Here is a 17,385-nt window from a genome sequence, read left to right as displayed (position 1 = left end):
CGCTTTATTCTGATATCATTCAGGAGATTCCAGGGAACAGGTAAGTTTAAGATTATATTTGAGAAGCATAGGCCAACCCTGGTATGGGATTAGTCTATGCTCCTAATAACGGATCTTTTCCGTTATCTACCGGGAATATTCTCTTGCGTAATCTAAATGATCCCTTCTTTTTGAATTACTTATCTAATAGGGATAGAATCATGAGAAAGAGGGGGGAATAGTGAATTATAATTAATAAATCAGTACTGTATTATCCTCATTGTTGTTATTTGGTGTTCTTTTAGGCTGTAATAACCGAGTTAATTATGAAAGTTCAAAGACAGCTAGTAGTTTTATAGATGCCAGTACACAAAGTAAAGAAGAGTCTTCTGGGTCCAAAACTCAATTTCCAAACACCGAGTTCTCCAACATAATTGTGTTAGATTCAGTGAATAAAGATGGTACTCTCAGGGCGCAAACAAATACTGATTTTGGGGAACTAATTGTTGTAGCGAATGGGAAGGAAGAAGTTGGTCATCTCAATGCTCCAAGTGTCGCAGGGTTAGAAGGGGATTTAACATTCCAAGGTAACTATACGGTGATCAACATAATTGATGGAAGGAAGCAAGAAGTAACGGAATTGAAAGAAATCACTTTTATTCAACAATCTGATAGACCAGCCAATTTCGATAAGGTAAGTTTTAAAGATTTCTTAACCCCACAGTACACATCAGGTCATGGGTTAGATGCCTATGCAATTGCTGTGAATAAGAGTAATGGGGAAGCTATAGCTCTTAAATTTATGAAAAATAGTGCCACAACCGATACACTAAATCACACTAATGATCAACTAGTTAATGAGAATGGATATTTAAAGGTAGTACCTGGTATTTCAGCTGGTACATCTGAAGAAAATGCAGATATTACGTTGTATAATTTAGATTTAACGAAGAAATATTTTATTGCTGAATAAGGTGAAGCATTTTCGAGATTGGTTCGGGGGCCGAAGCCCCCTCGCCTCCCACACTTACTCCACTGCCGGAGATCGGGTTACTAGCAAATCATGCCCCTCGTGTTTATCATTCCCTTTAACCTTCATGGACGAACTGCTGGCTGTTTTCATTCTCCATTTCATATGCTCAGGATAACCGTAGGTTCCATGCTCGCTCAGATCGAGACCCATCACCTCTTCTTCTTTACTTACACGCAGCCCCATCAGCTTTTTCATCCCCCAAAGGATGGAGAAGGAGAGCGTGAATACGAAAGCGAAGGTGCCGACGACACCTAGAATTTGCACGCCCAATTGTCCCAGGCCGCCGCCGTAGAATAGTCCTGCCTGACCTACCCCTGTAATTTCAACCAGTTTCGGAGTTGCGAAGAGACCTGTGGAGATAGCTCCCCACACCCCGGCAATACCGTGTACTGAGGCAGCGGCGATCGGATCGTCAATGCCTGCCCGTTCAATCCATCTTCCTGTAAAAAAGGTAGTGATCCCTGCTACCGCACCAATTAGGATCGAGGCCCAGGTGTCGACAAAGGCACAAGCTCCCGTAATGGCAACTAACGCGCCTAATATGCCGTTCAACATGCTCGGAATATCCGATTTGCCGCGAACCATCCACGAAACGAGCAGAGCGGCAATACCACCAGCTGCAGCAGCCAGATTTGTCGTCAAAAGCACGTATCCGAAAAATCCATCGTTTAACGGGGTTAAAGCACTGCCTGGATTAAAGCCAAACCAGCCGATCCACAAAATGATGACCCCCAGTACGGTAATTACTTGATTGTGCCCGGGGATGCTGTTTGGCTTTCCGTCTTTGTCGTATTTGCGCAGACGAGGCTTAAGCAGAATTGTTGCAGCCAAAGCTGCGGTCGCCCCTGTCAAGTGAACGACAGTAGATCCGGCATAATCCTGCATCCCGAGGCTGCCCAGCCAGCCGCCGCCCCAAACCCAGTGGGTAACGATGGGATAAATAATCACTGTAAAAATAGCCCCGAACACGATATAGACGCTCAGCTTCGCGCGCTCTGCCATCCCTCCACAGGCGATAGCCAACGAAACCGCCGCAAAAGCCATCTGAAACAAAAACATCAGATTGAGCGGGACGCCGATATCCGCCAATACGCTAAACGAACCGATGTCTCCTTCTCCGCCGAATAGAAAACCCGTCGCTCCCAAAAAGCTGTTCCCGTCGCCAAAGGCAAAACCAAACCCCAAAGCCCACCAGGAGAGAATAGCCACACCGAGTGTAAGCATCGTTTTCCCGGCAACATGACCAGCGTTCTTCATTCGCACGTTACCCGCTTCCAGTAAAGCAAATCCAGCTTGCATAAAAAAGACCAGCATCGTAGCCAGAAATACGAACAACGCGTTAAACCCAATTTCCATCATGTTTTCCACTCCTCTAATGTCATATAAGCTAACATGTTATAAATGTTACTGAAATTATAATTGGTAGGAGTACTCGATTTACATGCACTTTTTTGTATTGAATTTATATGATTTGAACACAGTGCACTTTTTTAGGTGCGGTGGAAGGTTTTTTTGCCGGGAGGAAGGAATGTGGAGGGAATCATTAATCTGTTGTATAAATGTTTCAAATGGCAGCAAGTGAGTCATCGGAAGCTTATGAAAATCAAATGTTGAATGATTAGAGAGATAGTATGGAACGTTGAGAAATTATTATTAGGAGGGCGCACGATGAAATCATGGGACGGGCTGTCTTTATTACTAGTCCTGTCTCTAATTATGGGATGTCCCTGTGGCATCTTTTTTTGTTCACTATTTTTGTTGTGATACACTAGGAACAAAGGTTTAATAGATGTGGATAGCATGGGGAAAAGCTCAATATTTGCATCATGGACAAAAGGGTGGTACGAAGCATGACATTTGTAACAATGGATACGGCAGATGAAGGGCAGGTAATTGTCGATGGCAAGGACATTGCCGAATACAGCAGCAAGGAGCTGACGGGGATCGCCGTCATGACGTCGGAGCCATTTGAGGTTCAGGTGGCGGGTGTCACGGAAAACTATGCGATGCATTTCATTTACATGACTCCATCGTATTATGAAGGAATTTTGGACAAAGAACCGGAATATAACACACAGCTGCAGTGAATTGAACTAAAAAATGGACTGCAAGCAGGGGAGAAGATGATTCCGAAGAAACGGAAAACTATTTGAAAGTTATTTGAAAGCTATTTGAAAGAAAGCTACTGGTCCAATTAATATAGAGGGCGAAGTCAGTCAGGTGCAAATGTCCGGAGGTAAGCAGATGGCTACAATTTTATCCTTTATCAAAAAATATCGAATTGCTGCCATGTCAGCAATTTGCATGATGTTGATTGAACTCTTCGTGGAGCTGATTCAGCCCCTGCTCATTTCTCGTATTATTGATGACGGGATTGGCAAGCAGGATTTGTCCGTCGTCTGGCTATGGGGAAGCGTGCTCGTTGTGAGCGCGCTCCTTGCCTTTGCGGCCGGGGTGGCCAGCTCCTTTTTTGCATCCCATGCCAGTCAGGGCTTCGGGTATGATTTGCGCGATAAGCTGTATGACAAGGTTCAGTCTTTCTCGTATGCGATATTCAGCAAATTTCAGACCTCGTCGCTGATTACGCGCTTGACGGGGGATATTACGCAGCTGCAGGAGATGGTGTTCATGAGCCTGCGCTTTGCGACGCGGGTTCCGCTTGTAGTGACAGGAAGCGTCATTATGGCTTTGGTCGTGAATGTGAAGCTCGGCCTGCTGCTGACGGTGACGGCACCGGTGCTGGCGGTCTTTATTTTATGGATGATGAAAAAAGCTTCCGCCTTATTCCGAACGGTTCAGCAGCGGATGGATACGGTGAACGGCGTCATTCAGGAGAACTTGACCGGTATGCGCCTGATCCGCGTGTTTGTGCGTGTGGGTCATGAAATGAAGCGGTTCGAGAAGCGCAGCCAGGAGCTCATGCAGGGCACTATATCTGCTTTGCGGCTGACAGAGACAACGATGCCGCTCATGCTGCTGTTGATGAACGGCGGAATTATTGCCATTCTATGGTTCGGTCGTGTGGATATTGCGGCAGGGAATGCCACGATCGGTGAAGTCGTGGCGGTGCTGAACTATGCGCTGCGCACGATCGGGGCATTGTCCGCGCTGTCCTGGATTATCAGTTCCTATTCGAGAGCGGCTGCATCCGGTCAGCGAATTGTGGAGGTGCTGCGGACGGAGGAGGCCGAAGGAGCGGCGGGAACCGAAGGGGTGTTGGTGGACAAGGCTGGACATGTCCGTGAAGATTGTGAAGCTCATGGGGCGCAGAGACCCTCCCAGCAGGCTGGTGCTGCCAATAGGGCTCCCCTTCCGATCCAGGGCGAGGTGCAGTTTGATGGGGTTAGCTTTAACTACCCGGCTAGCGATATTCGGGTGCTTCAGGAAATTTCTTTTGTGGTCAAGCCGCGGCAGCGGGTAGCGATCATGGGTGCGACTGGATCGGGCAAGTCCTCGCTCGTTCAACTGATTCCCCGCCTACATGAGGCAACGGCTGGAACGATCCGCGTCGATGGCCGCGATATCCGGCAGATAGAGCCGGAGCAGCTGCGCGGGGCGATTGGCTATGTCCCGCAGGAGGTCATGCTGTTCTCCGGCTCGGTGCGGGACAATATCGCCTGGGGACGCGAGGATGCGAGCATGGAGCAAATCGTGAATGCGGCCAAGCAGGCCCAGATTCACGAGACGATCAAGCGGCTGCCACACGGGTATGATACGATGCTTGGGCAGCGCGGCGTGAACTTGTCCGGTGGGCAGAAGCAGCGGCTGTCGATTGCCCGTGCGCTCGTGCGCCAGCCGGGGATTCTCGTTCTGGACGACAGCACGAGTGCGCTGGATGTCCGAACGGAGGCGGCATTGCTGGAGGAGCTGACAGGATTGTCCTGCACTACTTTTCTTATTACCCAAAAAATCAGCTCCACCACGTCAGCCGATCTTATTCTCTTACTTGACGAGGGGCGTCTTATCGCTCAAGGCAGCCATGAGGAGTTAATGGTGGAATCGTCGTTGTACCGGCGGATTTATGAGTCTCAGTATGGAGAGGAGGCGCAGCATGCTCAAGACCTTCGTTGAACCGTTCCGGCATCCTTATCCGAAGCTGGATGCTAAAACCGCGGGTTCTGCCGCGGGGCGCAAGCCAAAGGCCAAGGCCAAGAACTGGTCGGGGACGCTGGGGCGCCTCTGGCAGTATCTGGCCCGGCGCAAGGCGAAGCTGGCGCTCGTCCTGCTGATGGTGGTAGCCAGCTCGGGGCTGGCGCTGCTGGGACCGTATTTGATTGGTGTGGCCGTGGATGATTTCCTCGTTGGGGGCGGGGGAGCGCCGTGGGTGTTATTTTTAATAGGATTGGGTGTAGTGTATGCTGGTTACTCATTCAGCTCCTGGCTGCAAAATATATGGATGATTGAGATCGCCCAGGAGACGGTCTATCGGATGCGGATTGATCTGTTCCGTCAGCTTCATCGCCTGCCTATTCCGTTCTTCGGGACGAGGCAGCAGGGTGAGATCATGAGCCGGTTGACGAATGATATCGACAATGTCAGCTCCACGCTAAACAGCTCGGCGATTCAGATTTTCTCGAGTGTACTGACGCTGATTGGGACGCTGGCAGTGATGCTGTATCTTAGCCCGCTGCTGACGCTGTTGACGTTTATAATCGTGCCGCTGATGATGCTTGGGATGCGCTGGATTACGCGGCGGACGGGCCCGCTCTACAAGGAGCGCCAGAAAAATCTGGGCGAGCTGAACGGTTATATCGAGGAGACACTGTCGGGGCAGCGGATCATCAAGGCTTTCTCCCAGGAGGAGCGGGTGATGCGCGAGTTCCGGCAGCGGAACGATGCGATCCGGCAGTCGGGATTTTGGGCGCAGACGATTTCTGGTTTTATTCCGAAGCTGATGAATGCGCTGAATAACCTGGGCTTTGCGATGGTTGCGGGGGTTGGCGGCATTCTGGCGATCCGCGGGGCAATTACCGTTGGGGTGATTATCGTCTTTGTGGAGTATTCGAGGCAGTTCACCCGGCCGCTTAATGACCTGGCAAATCAGTGGAACACACTGCTGTCGGCGATTGCTGGGGCGGAGCGGGTGTTCGAAGTCATGGACGAAGAGGTTGAGGAAAAGGACGAAGGAGCAGCGGTCACGTTACAGCAGGTGGAAGGCGCTGTCCGGTTCTCGGATGTATCGTTCTCCTATGAAGAGGGCGGCGATACGCTGGAGGGGATCAGCTTCGAGGCGAAGCCGGGGGAGATGGTCGCCTTGGTGGGCCCTACAGGAGCGGGAAAGACGACACTTATCCAATTGTTGTCTCGTTTTTACAATCCATCCCAGGGGATCATCACGGTCGATGGAAGGGATATTACGACGATTCGACGCGAAAGTCTGCGCTCGCATATGGCGTTCGTGCTGCAGGACTCATTCCTGTTCAAGGGCACGATCCGGGAAAATATCCGCTTTGGGCGGCTTGATGCGACGGATGAGGAGGTAGAGGAGGCTTCCCGGCTGGCGAATGCGCATTCCTTCATTATGCGTCTGCAGGACGGCTACGATAAAATGCTCGATGCGGACGGCAGTGGCATCAGCCAAGGGCAGCGGCAGCTGCTGGCAATCGCGCGGGCGATTCTAGCGAACCCGTCGATCCTAGTGCTGGATGAAGCGACCAGCAGCATCGATACGGTAACAGAGCTTAAAATCCAGGAAGGCCTGCAGCGGCTGATGAAGGGCAGAACGAGCTTCGTTATCGCGCACCGGCTCAATACGATTCGTCAAGCGGATAACATCCTCGTGCTGAAGGATGGACGATTGATCGAGCAGGGCTCTCACGGGGAGCTGCTTCAGCAGGAGGGATTTTACAGTGAGCTGTATCATGGGACACTGCAAGGAGAGGACGTGTAGGCTATGGGCGGATTGACAGCAATGGATGCCTATTTACGCAGGATCACGCTGCGGCGGGAGGAGGTGCCGTCCTTTCGGGAGTACCCTTTTCATCTGCCGGCGGTCGCTGATCTGGGGGCGCTTGAATTCCATCCAAAAGTGACTTATATCGTCGGCGAGAACGGCATGGGCAAATCAACGCTGCTGGAGGCGATCGCTGTTGCCCTCGGCTTCAATCCGGAGGGCGGGACACCGAACTTTAATTTCTCGACCGCCGAGACGCATTCTGAGCTGCATGAATATATTCGTCTGGTGAGGGGCGTGCGCAAGCCTAGGGACGGCTTTTTCTTCCGGGCGGAGAGCTACTATAATCTGGCAACGGAGATTGGACGGCTGGATGAGGAGGGAGGCGGGCCTTATGTAGTGGACTCCTACGGCGGCAAGCCGCTGCACATGATGTCACACGGTGAATCGTTCTTTGCGGCTTTCATGAACCGCTTCAGAGGCCGGGGCTTATATATTATGGATGAGCCGGAGGCCGCCTTGTCCCCGTACCGCCAAATGGCGATGCTGTCGCGGATTCACGAGCTTGTAAACGAATATTCGCAGATCATTATTTCCACGCACTCGCCCATCATCATGTCCTACCCGGATAGTGTGATTTACGAACTGACTCCGGATGGGATTCGTGAGACGACGCTGGAGGAGACGGATCATTTCGTCATCATGAAGGAATTCATGAATCATAGGGAGCGTATGCTGAGGGAGCTGCTGAGGTGAGGAACTTCGGCGGCTTCTTCGTTATTCTGGATTTGATGTTATTTTGGATTGCCAGCTATTTTTGATCGGTACCTTTTGGGCGCACAGCTTTGGGGGAATACCTTTTGGACATACGCCTTTTGGAGCGTATCCTTTTTGGGCCACACTTTTTTTGAAAGGTTAATTATTGCCTAATAGATAGCTTGCAGTATTGGCCGATGTGATTTGCTTTGTTTCTGGCTGATAGAGATTACTGTAAATGTACGATTTTATTATTATTGTAGCTGAATGGTCTAATTACATCGCTTAGTTTGATTTCTCCCACAATTTCTTTCGGTTCGCCGTTTACGGTGTAATGGATCTCGACCTGAAGGGAATCTCGTTTGTGAACGCGGATATCTTTGATTAAGTTGCTAGTATCGCAGTACACTTTGCCGTTTGAGGCATCTGGGAAAGTGAATGGGTCGCCGGCCTGACTTCGGGATAAAATCATAGTATCGCCAATCGAAAATCCGTAGCTGATACCATCAAAAGATTTATTTTCACCCCTGATCTCCAGGAAATGTCCTGTAGTATACAAAGCGTAAGGGGAAACGGCAACGATATCCATGTCCCTGAAGTATAAATCCTCGGTCGCTATATCAAAGGTATACACTGTTTGGCCATAGCGGAGCTGGTATTGGCTGTAGAAGAAGGAAAGACTCATCCATAGGACAAGGATAGTTATTAGTGCTCTGATGAGCATGCGTTTTTTCAATTACATAGATCCTAACTTGTGTATAATTTGTTATTCTAAGTATATATTCTGGTTTGAGTCGTGGCAGTTAACTATTTAATACATACAAGGTTTATGAGGTGAGTGTTCGATGATTTTGATAAAGGTGATCAAATACGGTATCTGCCCGGTGCAGCTGCAAACTAGCATGTAGCGGATAACCGATTGTACCGGGCAGAAGGGGCTTGTGAATGTTATCCGGCGGCTGCACCTCTCTGTGTTTTAGGCTAGATGGATATTTTGCTTCAAAATGAGATCCATGAGAGAGGGATGCCAGATGAATCGTGAGAAATTTAGAGAAGTATGGAAGAAGGAAGAAGAGAGGGGCTTTCAGGGATGGGATTTCTCGCTGCTGACGGGGCGAGTGGAGGAGGAGGAACTGCCCTGGGATTATAAAGCCGCCGTGCTGGCTCATATGAGCGAAGAGCGCGTGATGCTCGACATGGGGACTGGGGGCGGGGAGTTCCTTCGTTCGCTTTGTCCTCCAAGGGGGAAGACGTATGCGACGGAGGCGTATCCGCCAAATTACAAGCTCTGCCAGGCTGTCTTGCCCGCTTACGGCATTGAGGTTAGGCCGGTATCCGATGATGCTAGCCTGCCTTTTGATGACGGGTTCTTTGATTTGGTGATCAATCGTCATGAAGCTTATTCAGTTCAGGAGCTGGTTAGAGTCTTGAAGCCTGGCGGCTGGTTCATTACCCAGCAGGTAGGCGGGCAAAACAATCGGGGGCTGTCTCGGTGGTTGCTTGGAGATCAGGCAATGACGACGGACTCCGGGTTTGATCTGAAGCAGGCGGTTCGCGAGTTAACGCTGGCTGGATTTACGGTCATGGAGCAGCGCGAATATTTTCCTTATCTCCGTTTTTGTGATATCGGGGCGCTGGTGTATTTTGCGAAGGTGATCGAGTGGGAGTTTGCAGGCTTTTCGGTAGATCGGTGCTTGGAGAAGCTTTGTGAACTGCAGAAGAGGTTGGAGCAGGACGGGTATGTGGAAAGCCGGGAGCACCGTTTTTTCATCTTGGCTTGTAAACCGATATAAATAGCATGAAAATATTTTAAACTGGGGCTGAGTCAGCCCCTTTTCTTGAGGAGGACATGGATTTGAGGCATTTTACAATTTTTGCTTCGAGGAATGATACCGGAGATATTCCGGGCTTGATTGCGGAGGTGTTTGCAGACGGCTACAAAATAGACGGCAATTCCGGCGAGTACGTTATTCAGCCGCGGAAGTGGTTTAACAAGAACAAGATGGTCATTCGGGTAGCCTCTGAGGACACCGATCCGGATTACTTTGCAAACAATATTCCGGGTATGATGGGGTTCTATGATCGAATTCCGTTCGAGGATGAACAGCTTAAGCGTCTGGTGCTTACGCAGATTTCCGTAATTAACACAATGCTGGCGATCGAGACGGACAAGGACTACGATGAGGCTTATTTGACGTTATTTCAAGGGCTTCTTCGTGGCGTGGACGGCATCGGATTCATCCCGGACGGGACGCTGGCTGATTACGACGGGCGCGTTATAGTTCATCCTGACGGAAGGTCGGGAAATGCCGAATTTAGGCCAAGGGCTTGCACGAGAAAGATCAGAGGAGAGGAGCAGGTCTCTGCTGAAGGTGAGCAGCGCAAGCAAGAGACGATCGCTTATTTGCAGTCGAGGAATATTCCTTATATTGAAGGGCTGCCTCAGCTTCCTCCTTTGGCGGACTTGCACTTTAAGCCCCGTGAGGAAATCGCCCGCAGAGCGGTTGCTCTGCTGCTAGTGATCCAGTATGCCTGCTATATTCTGCAGGATGAGGGTGTGGAGCAATCAAGGCAGTTCGTGACAGAGATGCTGGATAAGTACGGGGTAACAAATGCCCTAACGGAAAATGAGGCGGATTTGCTCCAACAGGAGGAGCCGGAGCATCAGGATGCGGTGAATATCTCCTGGCAATACGAAGCTTACTGGGTGCTGATTTGGGCTTTGGGGCTGGTGGAGTCGCTCGAATTTCCCAATCAGACTTGCGATTGTGATTTTGCGATTCAGGCGGTGTCCAGCTGCGATAGCTTTGAGGAATTTCTGGGCAAAACGTCGCCGCGCCGTCCAGAGGAAATTTTGGATGAAGCGGATCGGAACTACCGTCTGCACTGGGCCTGTGTGAACAGTAGAATCAAGGGAGAGAGCGCACCAGCTGGGATGAACGAGAGCATTGTCATGGAGAGGCGTAGAGCGCTGTTCTGGCTGATTGGTTCCGAAGGTGAGGAGTGGGATCATATAAGCCTGGATACATAGGATAAGATTAGCAGGGTTGCCGTTACTGTTTGTAGGTTGAAGAGGAAGACTGCAAGGAAAACTGCAAAACTGCAAAACTGCAAAACTGCAAAAATACAAAAGTACAAAAGTACAAAAGTGCAGGATTTCCTTGCTAAAGAATGGAACTGTCCGTAATTGATGAATTGATGCAAAAACCTCACGGCTCCTTAATTGAACGGATTCTTTTTCTCCAATACACTAAACTACTGACTACTGATTTATGCCTAGTTGGTCAGGATCAGGTAACTAGATGTATTTCATCAGACTGTTGAAGTAATTGATTTTCTATGCAAGAAAACATACTTTCCACGGAAATCCAGAATCGAAAGGATTAAAATATAAGGTGAGTTCCCGTTTGTACGAGAAAAAAGCTTGGCTAGGTGCCTTGCTATTTTCTTAATGTTCTGCACTATGGCAGTCATCAGTGCTTGTTCCTGCACTTTTTCCCGGCCACGCAAACGGGAAATGCGAAGCCCATGGAGCACTTTGGCATCCGCGAAGCTTCGCTCAACTGTTTTACAACGGAGCTTATACAAGATCTGTCCTGAAGAGCTACGGTAATTCGCTTCTACTCGCTCTTTAAACCCTTCCCAAACATGCCGCTGAATTTTACGTTTACGATTTTTGCTTGATGTACAGCTATCCAATAATGGGCATTGGCCACATAAGTCAGGGTTGGACATATATTCTTTGTATCCATTGCGATTAGTTGTGTGGTAAGTCAGCTTAGATCCATTGGGACATATATAAGCGTCTTGTTGCGGGTCATAGGAAAACTCTTCTTTGGGTATAGTCCCCTCTGCTGTAGGGGCATTACGAGTAGCGATGACACTGAAAATACCCATCTCGCTTGTTTTTTTGCATATGTAGGGCGTCATATATCCTGAATCCAAAGCAACAGCTTCTAACGTATTGTGAAAGTCAAATGTATCGATCTGTCTTTGAAGTCTTTCTATATAAACGGTTGAGTCATTCACATTTCCAGGGGTAACATGGACATCCGTAATGAGATTGAATTTGTGATCGACTGTACGATGATCCAAATAATAAAACCCTTCGGGTTTACCTTTACGCTTCATAAAGCCACTTTCTGGATCGGTGTTACTCACTCGCAGTTTTTTTTCAATCGTTTCGTTTTTCACGGGCGGCAGCGGCTTTTTTCCATGACGCTCTCGTTCTTGATTAACAGCTGTCTCCAATTCTTTTAAATATTCAAGGGGCGTTTCCGTCACAACTTGCATCGATGAACGATTTTTATTCGCGTTAGCTTGGATGTGCGTTGAATCAGTAATGAGAACACGTCCCCCTACCATGTTATGACGGATGGCCAAACGGACTACTTCGTCAAAAATGTCTTGAAAAATGGTAGATCCTTTGAATCGCACATTACGGTTGTAACTAATCGTCGAGTGATCCGGCACAGGATCCGTTAAGCCTAGACCGAGGAACCAGCGGTAGGCTACGTCCGTTTTAATTTCTTGCTCTAATTGCCTTTCGGAGTGAATGCCATACAAATAACCAATCAGCATCATTTTGAAAAGGCGAATCGGGTGAATTGGAGGCCTCCCTAATGTGCCGTGATAGTAGGGGCGAGTCATCTCGGTAATAAATGAAAAATCTACGTTTTCATCAATGATTCGTAGTAAATGATCTTTTGGTACAAGCATATCTATACTAACCAATTCAATTTGATTTCTATCTTGTTGAATGTTAGGCAATTCGCACACCACACTTTCAATATATTACCTATATTATACCAAATTAACGCGGTAATGTGATCTAGATAGGGGCTTTTTCAACAGTCTGATGTTTTCCATTTAGTGCATGGTTTTTTTATAAAAGAGCTTAACTATCTGTATAAAATACATTTAGCATGATTGACTTATTTGATCGAGTCTTTGTTAGCTACTACAGATGTACTGATTGTAAAGTTAACCACGTCCCATACCGTTGATATGAATGTAACTAAGAGCTTTAGGTTACTGCACCCTCCAATTCTCCTCAGCATACAATTCAGTATCACAATGAAAAGGAGAGTTATTGTTGGAGATACCTGTGACTGGCTTTGTTGTTCACCGGGAGGATGGTTCCGATTCTGAGCACTCGCATAAGCTGTATATTACTTCTTGGAATGGGAGACCTGTGCATGTACATCCTTTTGCAGGGGAGACATCCTTTGATGTTGGACATAAGCATCATTATGCGGGCAGAACGGAACCGGCTCCAAGCGGAGTTCAGCACGTGCACAATTATTATGCAGTGACCTCTTTTAATGCAGGCCACACGCACAAGATTAGAGGAACGACAGGACAAGCGCTCCCACTGCCTGGGGGCGGGCATTATCATTACTTTGAAGGATATACGACAGTAGACGGAAGCACGCCGCATCGCCATCATTATCGTGGGAACACGGGCAACGAGGAAGGATAATTGCATTATTATCCGGCGTTGGCGAGCCTGGATATGGAGTCAACCTAGAAATCCACCCAATTTAAAAAAGCACCCCAGCGAAGCTTTATTGGAAATCCCTTGTAGCGGAAGTTGCCAATAAAAGCTCATGGGGTGCTTAATTATCGATTGCGATTACAAATCGTCGAATCCGTTGTCGTCGCCGACTTTGCCATAGTTGCGGGATTTCGCTTCGAAGAAGTCCGTCTTCGTCGCGTTCAGCGCCTCGTCCGAGAACGGCTTGATCCATGGCATGCAGTTCACGTCCACGCCTTCGTAGGCTTTGTCCAGACCCATGAGGCCTAGGCGCTTATTGGCAATGTACTTGATGTAATCTCCAAGCTCGTTCAAGTCGATGCCGCGGACTTCCTTGAGCGTGTAGTGCGCCCAGTTCGTCTCTAGCTCTACCGCCCGGTCGATTGTACGGTACACGTAGTCGATGTTCTCTTTCGTATTCAGCTCCGGATAGTCGAGCAACAGTTGCTTGAACACTTCGGCGAAGAAGTAACAGTGCTGGTTTTCGTCTCGCTGGATATAGGAAATCATTTGGCTCGTGCCCATCATCTTCTGGTCGCGGGCCAGATTGTAGAAGAAAGCGAACGTGCTGTAGAAGAAAATCCCTTCTAGAATGAGATCCGCTACCAGCGATTCAAAAAACGTCTGAGGCGTTTGCTCATTACGGAAGTTCTGGTAAATTTCCGAGATGAACTTATTCCGGTCAAGCAGCACAGGGTCATGCTTCCAATACTCAAAAATCTCCTTTTGCTCCTGATCGGATACGATCGAGGATAGCACATAGGAATACGATTGGTTGTGCACTACTTCCTGCTGAGCGATAATTGCGGAAATTGCTTCTAGCGAAGAATCCGTGAAATAGCGTTTGACGTCCCCAACGAACATCGTCTGCATCGAATCCAGAACCGCCAGCAGCGAAATATTAATTTTGAACGTGCGCTGCTCCTCGGGATCCAATAACGGAAATTGCTGCGCATCCTTGCTCATTGGAATCTCGTCCGCAATCCAGTGGTTCAGCAGCAGTACTTTGTACAGCTTGTACATATGCGGCATGCGGATGTCGTTCCAGTTTAGAATCCCGGAGCACTCTCCATTAATGATGCGAGTTGATTTATTCGGAGCCTCGGTATTAAAAATCGTTTGCAGTTGCAATGATCTCATCTCCTCAAAGATTTGATGTTATTAAAAATGTACATGAAGTAGTCAGTTTAGGCACTAAAGCAATCGCTAGGTTCTTCGAAGCTCTAGCCCACAAGTAAATCATCGTTGCATAACCCAGGCTCCGCACCAGCCCAAGCGAATCCCCGTAGGGGACAGCGCCTCCGAGCACGTAGCCTCACAACGACACGCCCTTAGTGGGAGTCCGTTCGGGTTCATCGAAGCCTTATCCCCGAAGTAAATCATCGTTGCATGACCCAGGCTCCGCACCAGCCCAAGCGAATCCCCGCAGGGGACAGGGCCACCGAGCACGCAGCCTCACAACGACACGCCCGAAGCAGCAGTCTTCTCCCCTGCAGGAGCGCCAACCGTAGAGCGTGCCCGTCAGGGCGACAAGCGGCCCAGTTGCACGAACAACCTCGGGTGCGTTCGACAGCAGCAGTCCTCCGCAGCGTGTTTTCAGGTAGCCCGGGTGCGCCTAAAGTAAGACGTACCCGAAGGGGGAAAAGCGTTCCACGTACAACCCCATAGCGCATTCCCGCAGGGAACAGCGAGCAGGAGCGCCTCTCCAACTCCAACGTTACTCCCCCTTGCGGGAGTCCCGAGGGCCGCGGGCCCTCGGGGGCCCTCCCTTACGACAAGGGAGGGCTTGGGTGGGATGGGACCCTGGTTGGGATCCCCCTAACTAGCGCAGCTCTCACACTCTTCAATCGTCAGCGCGCGGCTGCGAACGTAGTAAGTTGATTTTAGGCCCGCCTTCCAAGCATGCAAATGTAGATCCAGGAAATCCGTAGCCTTAATGTCAGGCCGTACATAAAGGTTGAAGCTTTGCGCCTGATCCACGTGACGCTGACGGGCTCCGGCCATGTCAATCGACCAGTGCTGGTCAATCAGGAAGGCCGTTTTGTAGTACCAGATCGTTTTCTCGGACAGGTCCGGCGCTGGGTTGGCGATTTTGTAAGTCGTTTTCTCCTCATAGGAGAGCAGGTCATAGAGCGGGTCGATACTCGCCGTAGAACCAGCGATGATCGAAGTCGAGCCGTTTGGTGCAATTGCGAACATCCAGGCGTTGCGTACGCCGTTCTTGCTTACTTGCTCGGCCAGCTCGCGCCATTGCTTGGTGGTCACGAACTTGCCTTCGCGAGTGCCGTCGGTGTAATTCCGGTATGTGAAGTAATTGCCATTTTCCCAGTCCGAGCCAGCGAACTTTGGATATTGGCCTTTCTCTTGGGCCAGCTCCATGCTGGATTTGATTAGCAGGTAGTTGATTTTCTCATAGAGATCGTCGTTATATTTAACGGCTTCTTCGGACTCCCAGCGGATGCCTTCTAGAGCCAGTAAATGATGCAGCCCGAAGGTGCCGAGTCCGATCGCGCGGTATTGACTGTTGGTGTATTGGGCTTGCAATACTTCAATATTGTTGATGTCGATGACGTTATCGAGCATCCGCGTCTGAATGGGAACGAGGCGATCCAATACGCCGGCTGGTACAGCGCGGGCAAGGTGGATCGAGTTCAGATTGCAAACGACGAAATCGCCAGGGATTTTAGATATCACGATACGGGTTTGCCCGTCTTTAGTTACCAGTTCTTCTTGCTCTACCACGGTTGGCGATTGGTTCTGCATGATTTCCGTGCACAGGTTGGAAGAGTAGATCATGCCGTGCGCCCGGTTCGGGTTGGCGCGGTTAACGGTGTCTCTGTAGAACATGTACGGCGTGCCTGTCTCCAGCTGCGATTTCATGATCCGTTTCATAATATCGATTGCCGGCATCGTAATTCTCGACAGAGTTGGATGGTTAACTGCTTCCTCGTATTTGCTGCGGAACTCCCCGCTGCCCACTTCTTTGTCGTAGAAATCCTCCAGCCCTAGCGGACGGCCGTTCTCGTCCTTCCAGCCCATCGTCTTCTTCACTTCATGCGGGCAGAACAAGTTCCATTCGCTGCGAGCCTCAACGGCTTCCATGAATAGGTCAGGGAGGCAGACGCCGTGGAATACGTCATGCGCACGCATCCGCTCATCGCCATTGTTCAGCTTCAAGTCAAGGAAAGCGAGGATATCCTTATGGAACACGTCGAGGTATACTGCGATGGCTCCTTTACGCGTGCCGAGTTGGTCGACGCTGACGGCGGTGTTGTTCAGCTGGCGAATCCACGGGATAACGCCGGAGCTGGTATTCTTGTGACCGCGAATGTCCGATCCGCGTGCGCGAACCTTGCCGAGATAGACGCCGATGCCACCGCCCATTTTGCTGAGGCGGGCTACATCCGTATTGGAATCGAAAATGCCTTCCAGCGAGTCGTCCACCGTATCGATGAAGCAACTGGACAGCTGTCCGGCGACTTTTTTACCGGCATTGGACATGGTCGGCGTGGCCGCTGTCATGTAAATGTTGCTCATCGCCCAGTAGGCTTCTTTTACATAGTCCAGACGCTTGTCCGCAGGCTCCTGATGCATCAGGTACATCGCGATGACCATGTAGCGCTCCTGGGGCAGCTCCATCGTGCGACCATCAAAATCCGTAGCGAGGTAGCGTTCGGCGAGCGTTAGCAGACCGATATAGTCAAACAGCAGGTCGCGAGTCGGGTCGATCAACTGGCCAAGCTCCTCGATTTGTTCCTTTGTATAGCACTCGAGCAGCTCTTCCCGGTAAATCCCTGCTTGACACAGCTCGGTAATGAGATGATAGAACGACCCGTAAGGCTCCTCAGGGTAGGATTTATAACGCCGATTCACGGCTGCTTTTTTATAGAGCGAAGTTAGCAGAGAACGGGCGGCAGCAAATTTCCAATCCGGCTCGTCTTTGGTGACGAGCTCCAGGGAGGACATCGTGAAGGCATTGCTGATTTCTTCGCCGGTGACGATGTCATTTCGCAGCTTGGCGGTCACGCCGCGCAGCAGACGCTCTTTGCTCAGTGTATGTAATCCATCCAAAATTCGGTCGGCGTAAATCTCAAGTCGGTCATTGTCGAACGCAAGCTGGCGGTTGTTTGGTTTGGTTACAAATGAAGGCATGTAAAATACTCCTCGCTTTCCTGACTGACAGGGGAT

General features: G+C 49.7%; 12 protein-coding genes and 1 pseudogene. 8 read left to right on the top strand and 5 right to left on the bottom strand.

Going from position 1 to position 17,385, the window contains the following annotated elements:
• The first annotated feature begins 427 nt into the window (after positions 1-427).
• Entirely contained in the window at positions 428-952 is a 525-nt protein-coding gene (locus EIM92_RS01255) for a hypothetical protein (protein WP_164514992.1), read from the top strand.
• Between the two features lie 54 nt (positions 953-1,006).
• On the opposite strand, the gene EIM92_RS01250 is transcribed toward EIM92_RS01255, so the two are convergent.
• Positions 1,007-2,371 (bottom strand): ammonium transporter, encoded by a 1,365-nt coding sequence (locus tag EIM92_RS01250; RefSeq protein ID WP_125081121.1) that lies wholly within the window; start codon positions 2,369-2,371, stop codon positions 1,007-1,009.
• 491 nt (positions 2,372-2,862) lie between these two features.
• Here EIM92_RS01250 and EIM92_RS24020 point away from each other — a divergent pair, with 491 nt between their 5' ends.
• From EIM92_RS24020 to EIM92_RS01230, 4 genes are all read left to right on the top strand, one after another.
• Entirely contained in the window at positions 2,863-3,099 is a 237-nt protein-coding gene (locus EIM92_RS24020) for a hypothetical protein (RefSeq protein WP_125081120.1), read from the top strand.
• A 157-nt stretch (positions 3,100-3,256) separates the two neighbouring features.
• The gene (locus tag EIM92_RS01240; RefSeq protein WP_125081119.1) at positions 3,257-5,083 is read left to right on the top strand and encodes an ABC transporter ATP-binding protein; all 1,827 of its coding nucleotides are present in this window, start codon (positions 3,257-3,259) and stop codon (positions 5,081-5,083) included.
• Positions 5,064-6,902 carry an ABC transporter ATP-binding protein gene (locus EIM92_RS01235; RefSeq protein ID WP_125081118.1) on the top strand — a complete coding sequence of 613 codons (1,839 nt, stop codon included), beginning with the start codon at positions 5,064-5,066 and terminating at the stop codon, positions 6,900-6,902. The genes EIM92_RS01240 and EIM92_RS01235 overlap by 20 nt, the downstream gene beginning before the upstream one ends.
• Positions 6,903-6,905: 3 nt before the next feature.
• The gene (locus EIM92_RS01230) at positions 6,906-7,661 is read left to right on the top strand and encodes an AAA family ATPase (protein ID WP_125081117.1); all 756 of its coding nucleotides are present in this window, start codon (positions 6,906-6,908) and stop codon (positions 7,659-7,661) included.
• Positions 7,662-7,890: 229 nt separating this feature from the next.
• Here the strand turns inward: EIM92_RS01230 and EIM92_RS01225 are convergent, their stop codons facing one another.
• Complete coding sequence (locus EIM92_RS01225; protein WP_125081116.1) at positions 7,891-8,397, bottom strand: hypothetical protein; 507 nt, start codon at positions 8,395-8,397, stop codon at positions 7,891-7,893.
• Positions 8,398-8,692: 295 nt separating this feature from the next.
• Here EIM92_RS01225 and EIM92_RS01220 point away from each other — a divergent pair, with 295 nt between their 5' ends.
• On the top strand, positions 8,693-9,454 hold the full coding sequence (locus EIM92_RS01220) for a class I SAM-dependent methyltransferase (protein ID WP_125081115.1): 762 nt from the start codon (positions 8,693-8,695) through the stop codon (positions 9,452-9,454).
• 62 nt (positions 9,455-9,516) lie between these two features.
• Positions 9,517-10,692, top strand: coding sequence for a DUF4272 domain-containing protein (locus EIM92_RS01215; protein ID WP_125081114.1), 1,176 nt, complete (start codon positions 9,517-9,519; stop codon positions 10,690-10,692).
• 392 nt (positions 10,693-11,084) lie between these two features.
• Here EIM92_RS01215 and EIM92_RS01210 read toward each other — a convergent pair.
• Positions 11,085-12,440: pseudogene (locus tag EIM92_RS01210) on the bottom strand (IS1182 family transposase); the annotation flags it as partial.
• A gap of 316 nt (positions 12,441-12,756) precedes the next feature.
• Here EIM92_RS01210 and EIM92_RS01205 point away from each other — a divergent pair.
• Positions 12,757-13,143: a YmaF family protein gene (locus tag EIM92_RS01205; protein WP_125081113.1), complete on the top strand. Its 387-nt coding sequence runs from the start codon at positions 12,757-12,759 to the stop codon at positions 13,141-13,143.
• Between the two features lie 153 nt (positions 13,144-13,296).
• Here EIM92_RS01205 and EIM92_RS01200 read toward each other — a convergent pair whose 3' ends face one another.
• The gene (locus EIM92_RS01200; protein WP_125081112.1) at positions 13,297-14,328 is read right to left on the bottom strand and encodes a ribonucleotide-diphosphate reductase subunit beta; all 1,032 of its coding nucleotides are present in this window, start codon (positions 14,326-14,328) and stop codon (positions 13,297-13,299) included.
• Between the two features lie 687 nt (positions 14,329-15,015).
• Entirely contained in the window at positions 15,016-17,349 is a 2,334-nt protein-coding gene (locus tag EIM92_RS01195; protein ID WP_125081111.1) for a ribonucleoside-diphosphate reductase subunit alpha, read from the bottom strand.
• Positions 17,350-17,385 lie beyond the last annotated feature (36 nt).

Source organism: Paenibacillus lentus (genome assembly GCF_003931855.1).
GTDB classification, from domain to species: Bacteria; Bacillota; Bacilli; order Paenibacillales; family Paenibacillaceae; genus Fontibacillus; species Fontibacillus lentus.
Note: the sequence above shows the minus strand (reverse complement) of the source record. Positions and strands in the feature narration are given on the sequence as shown.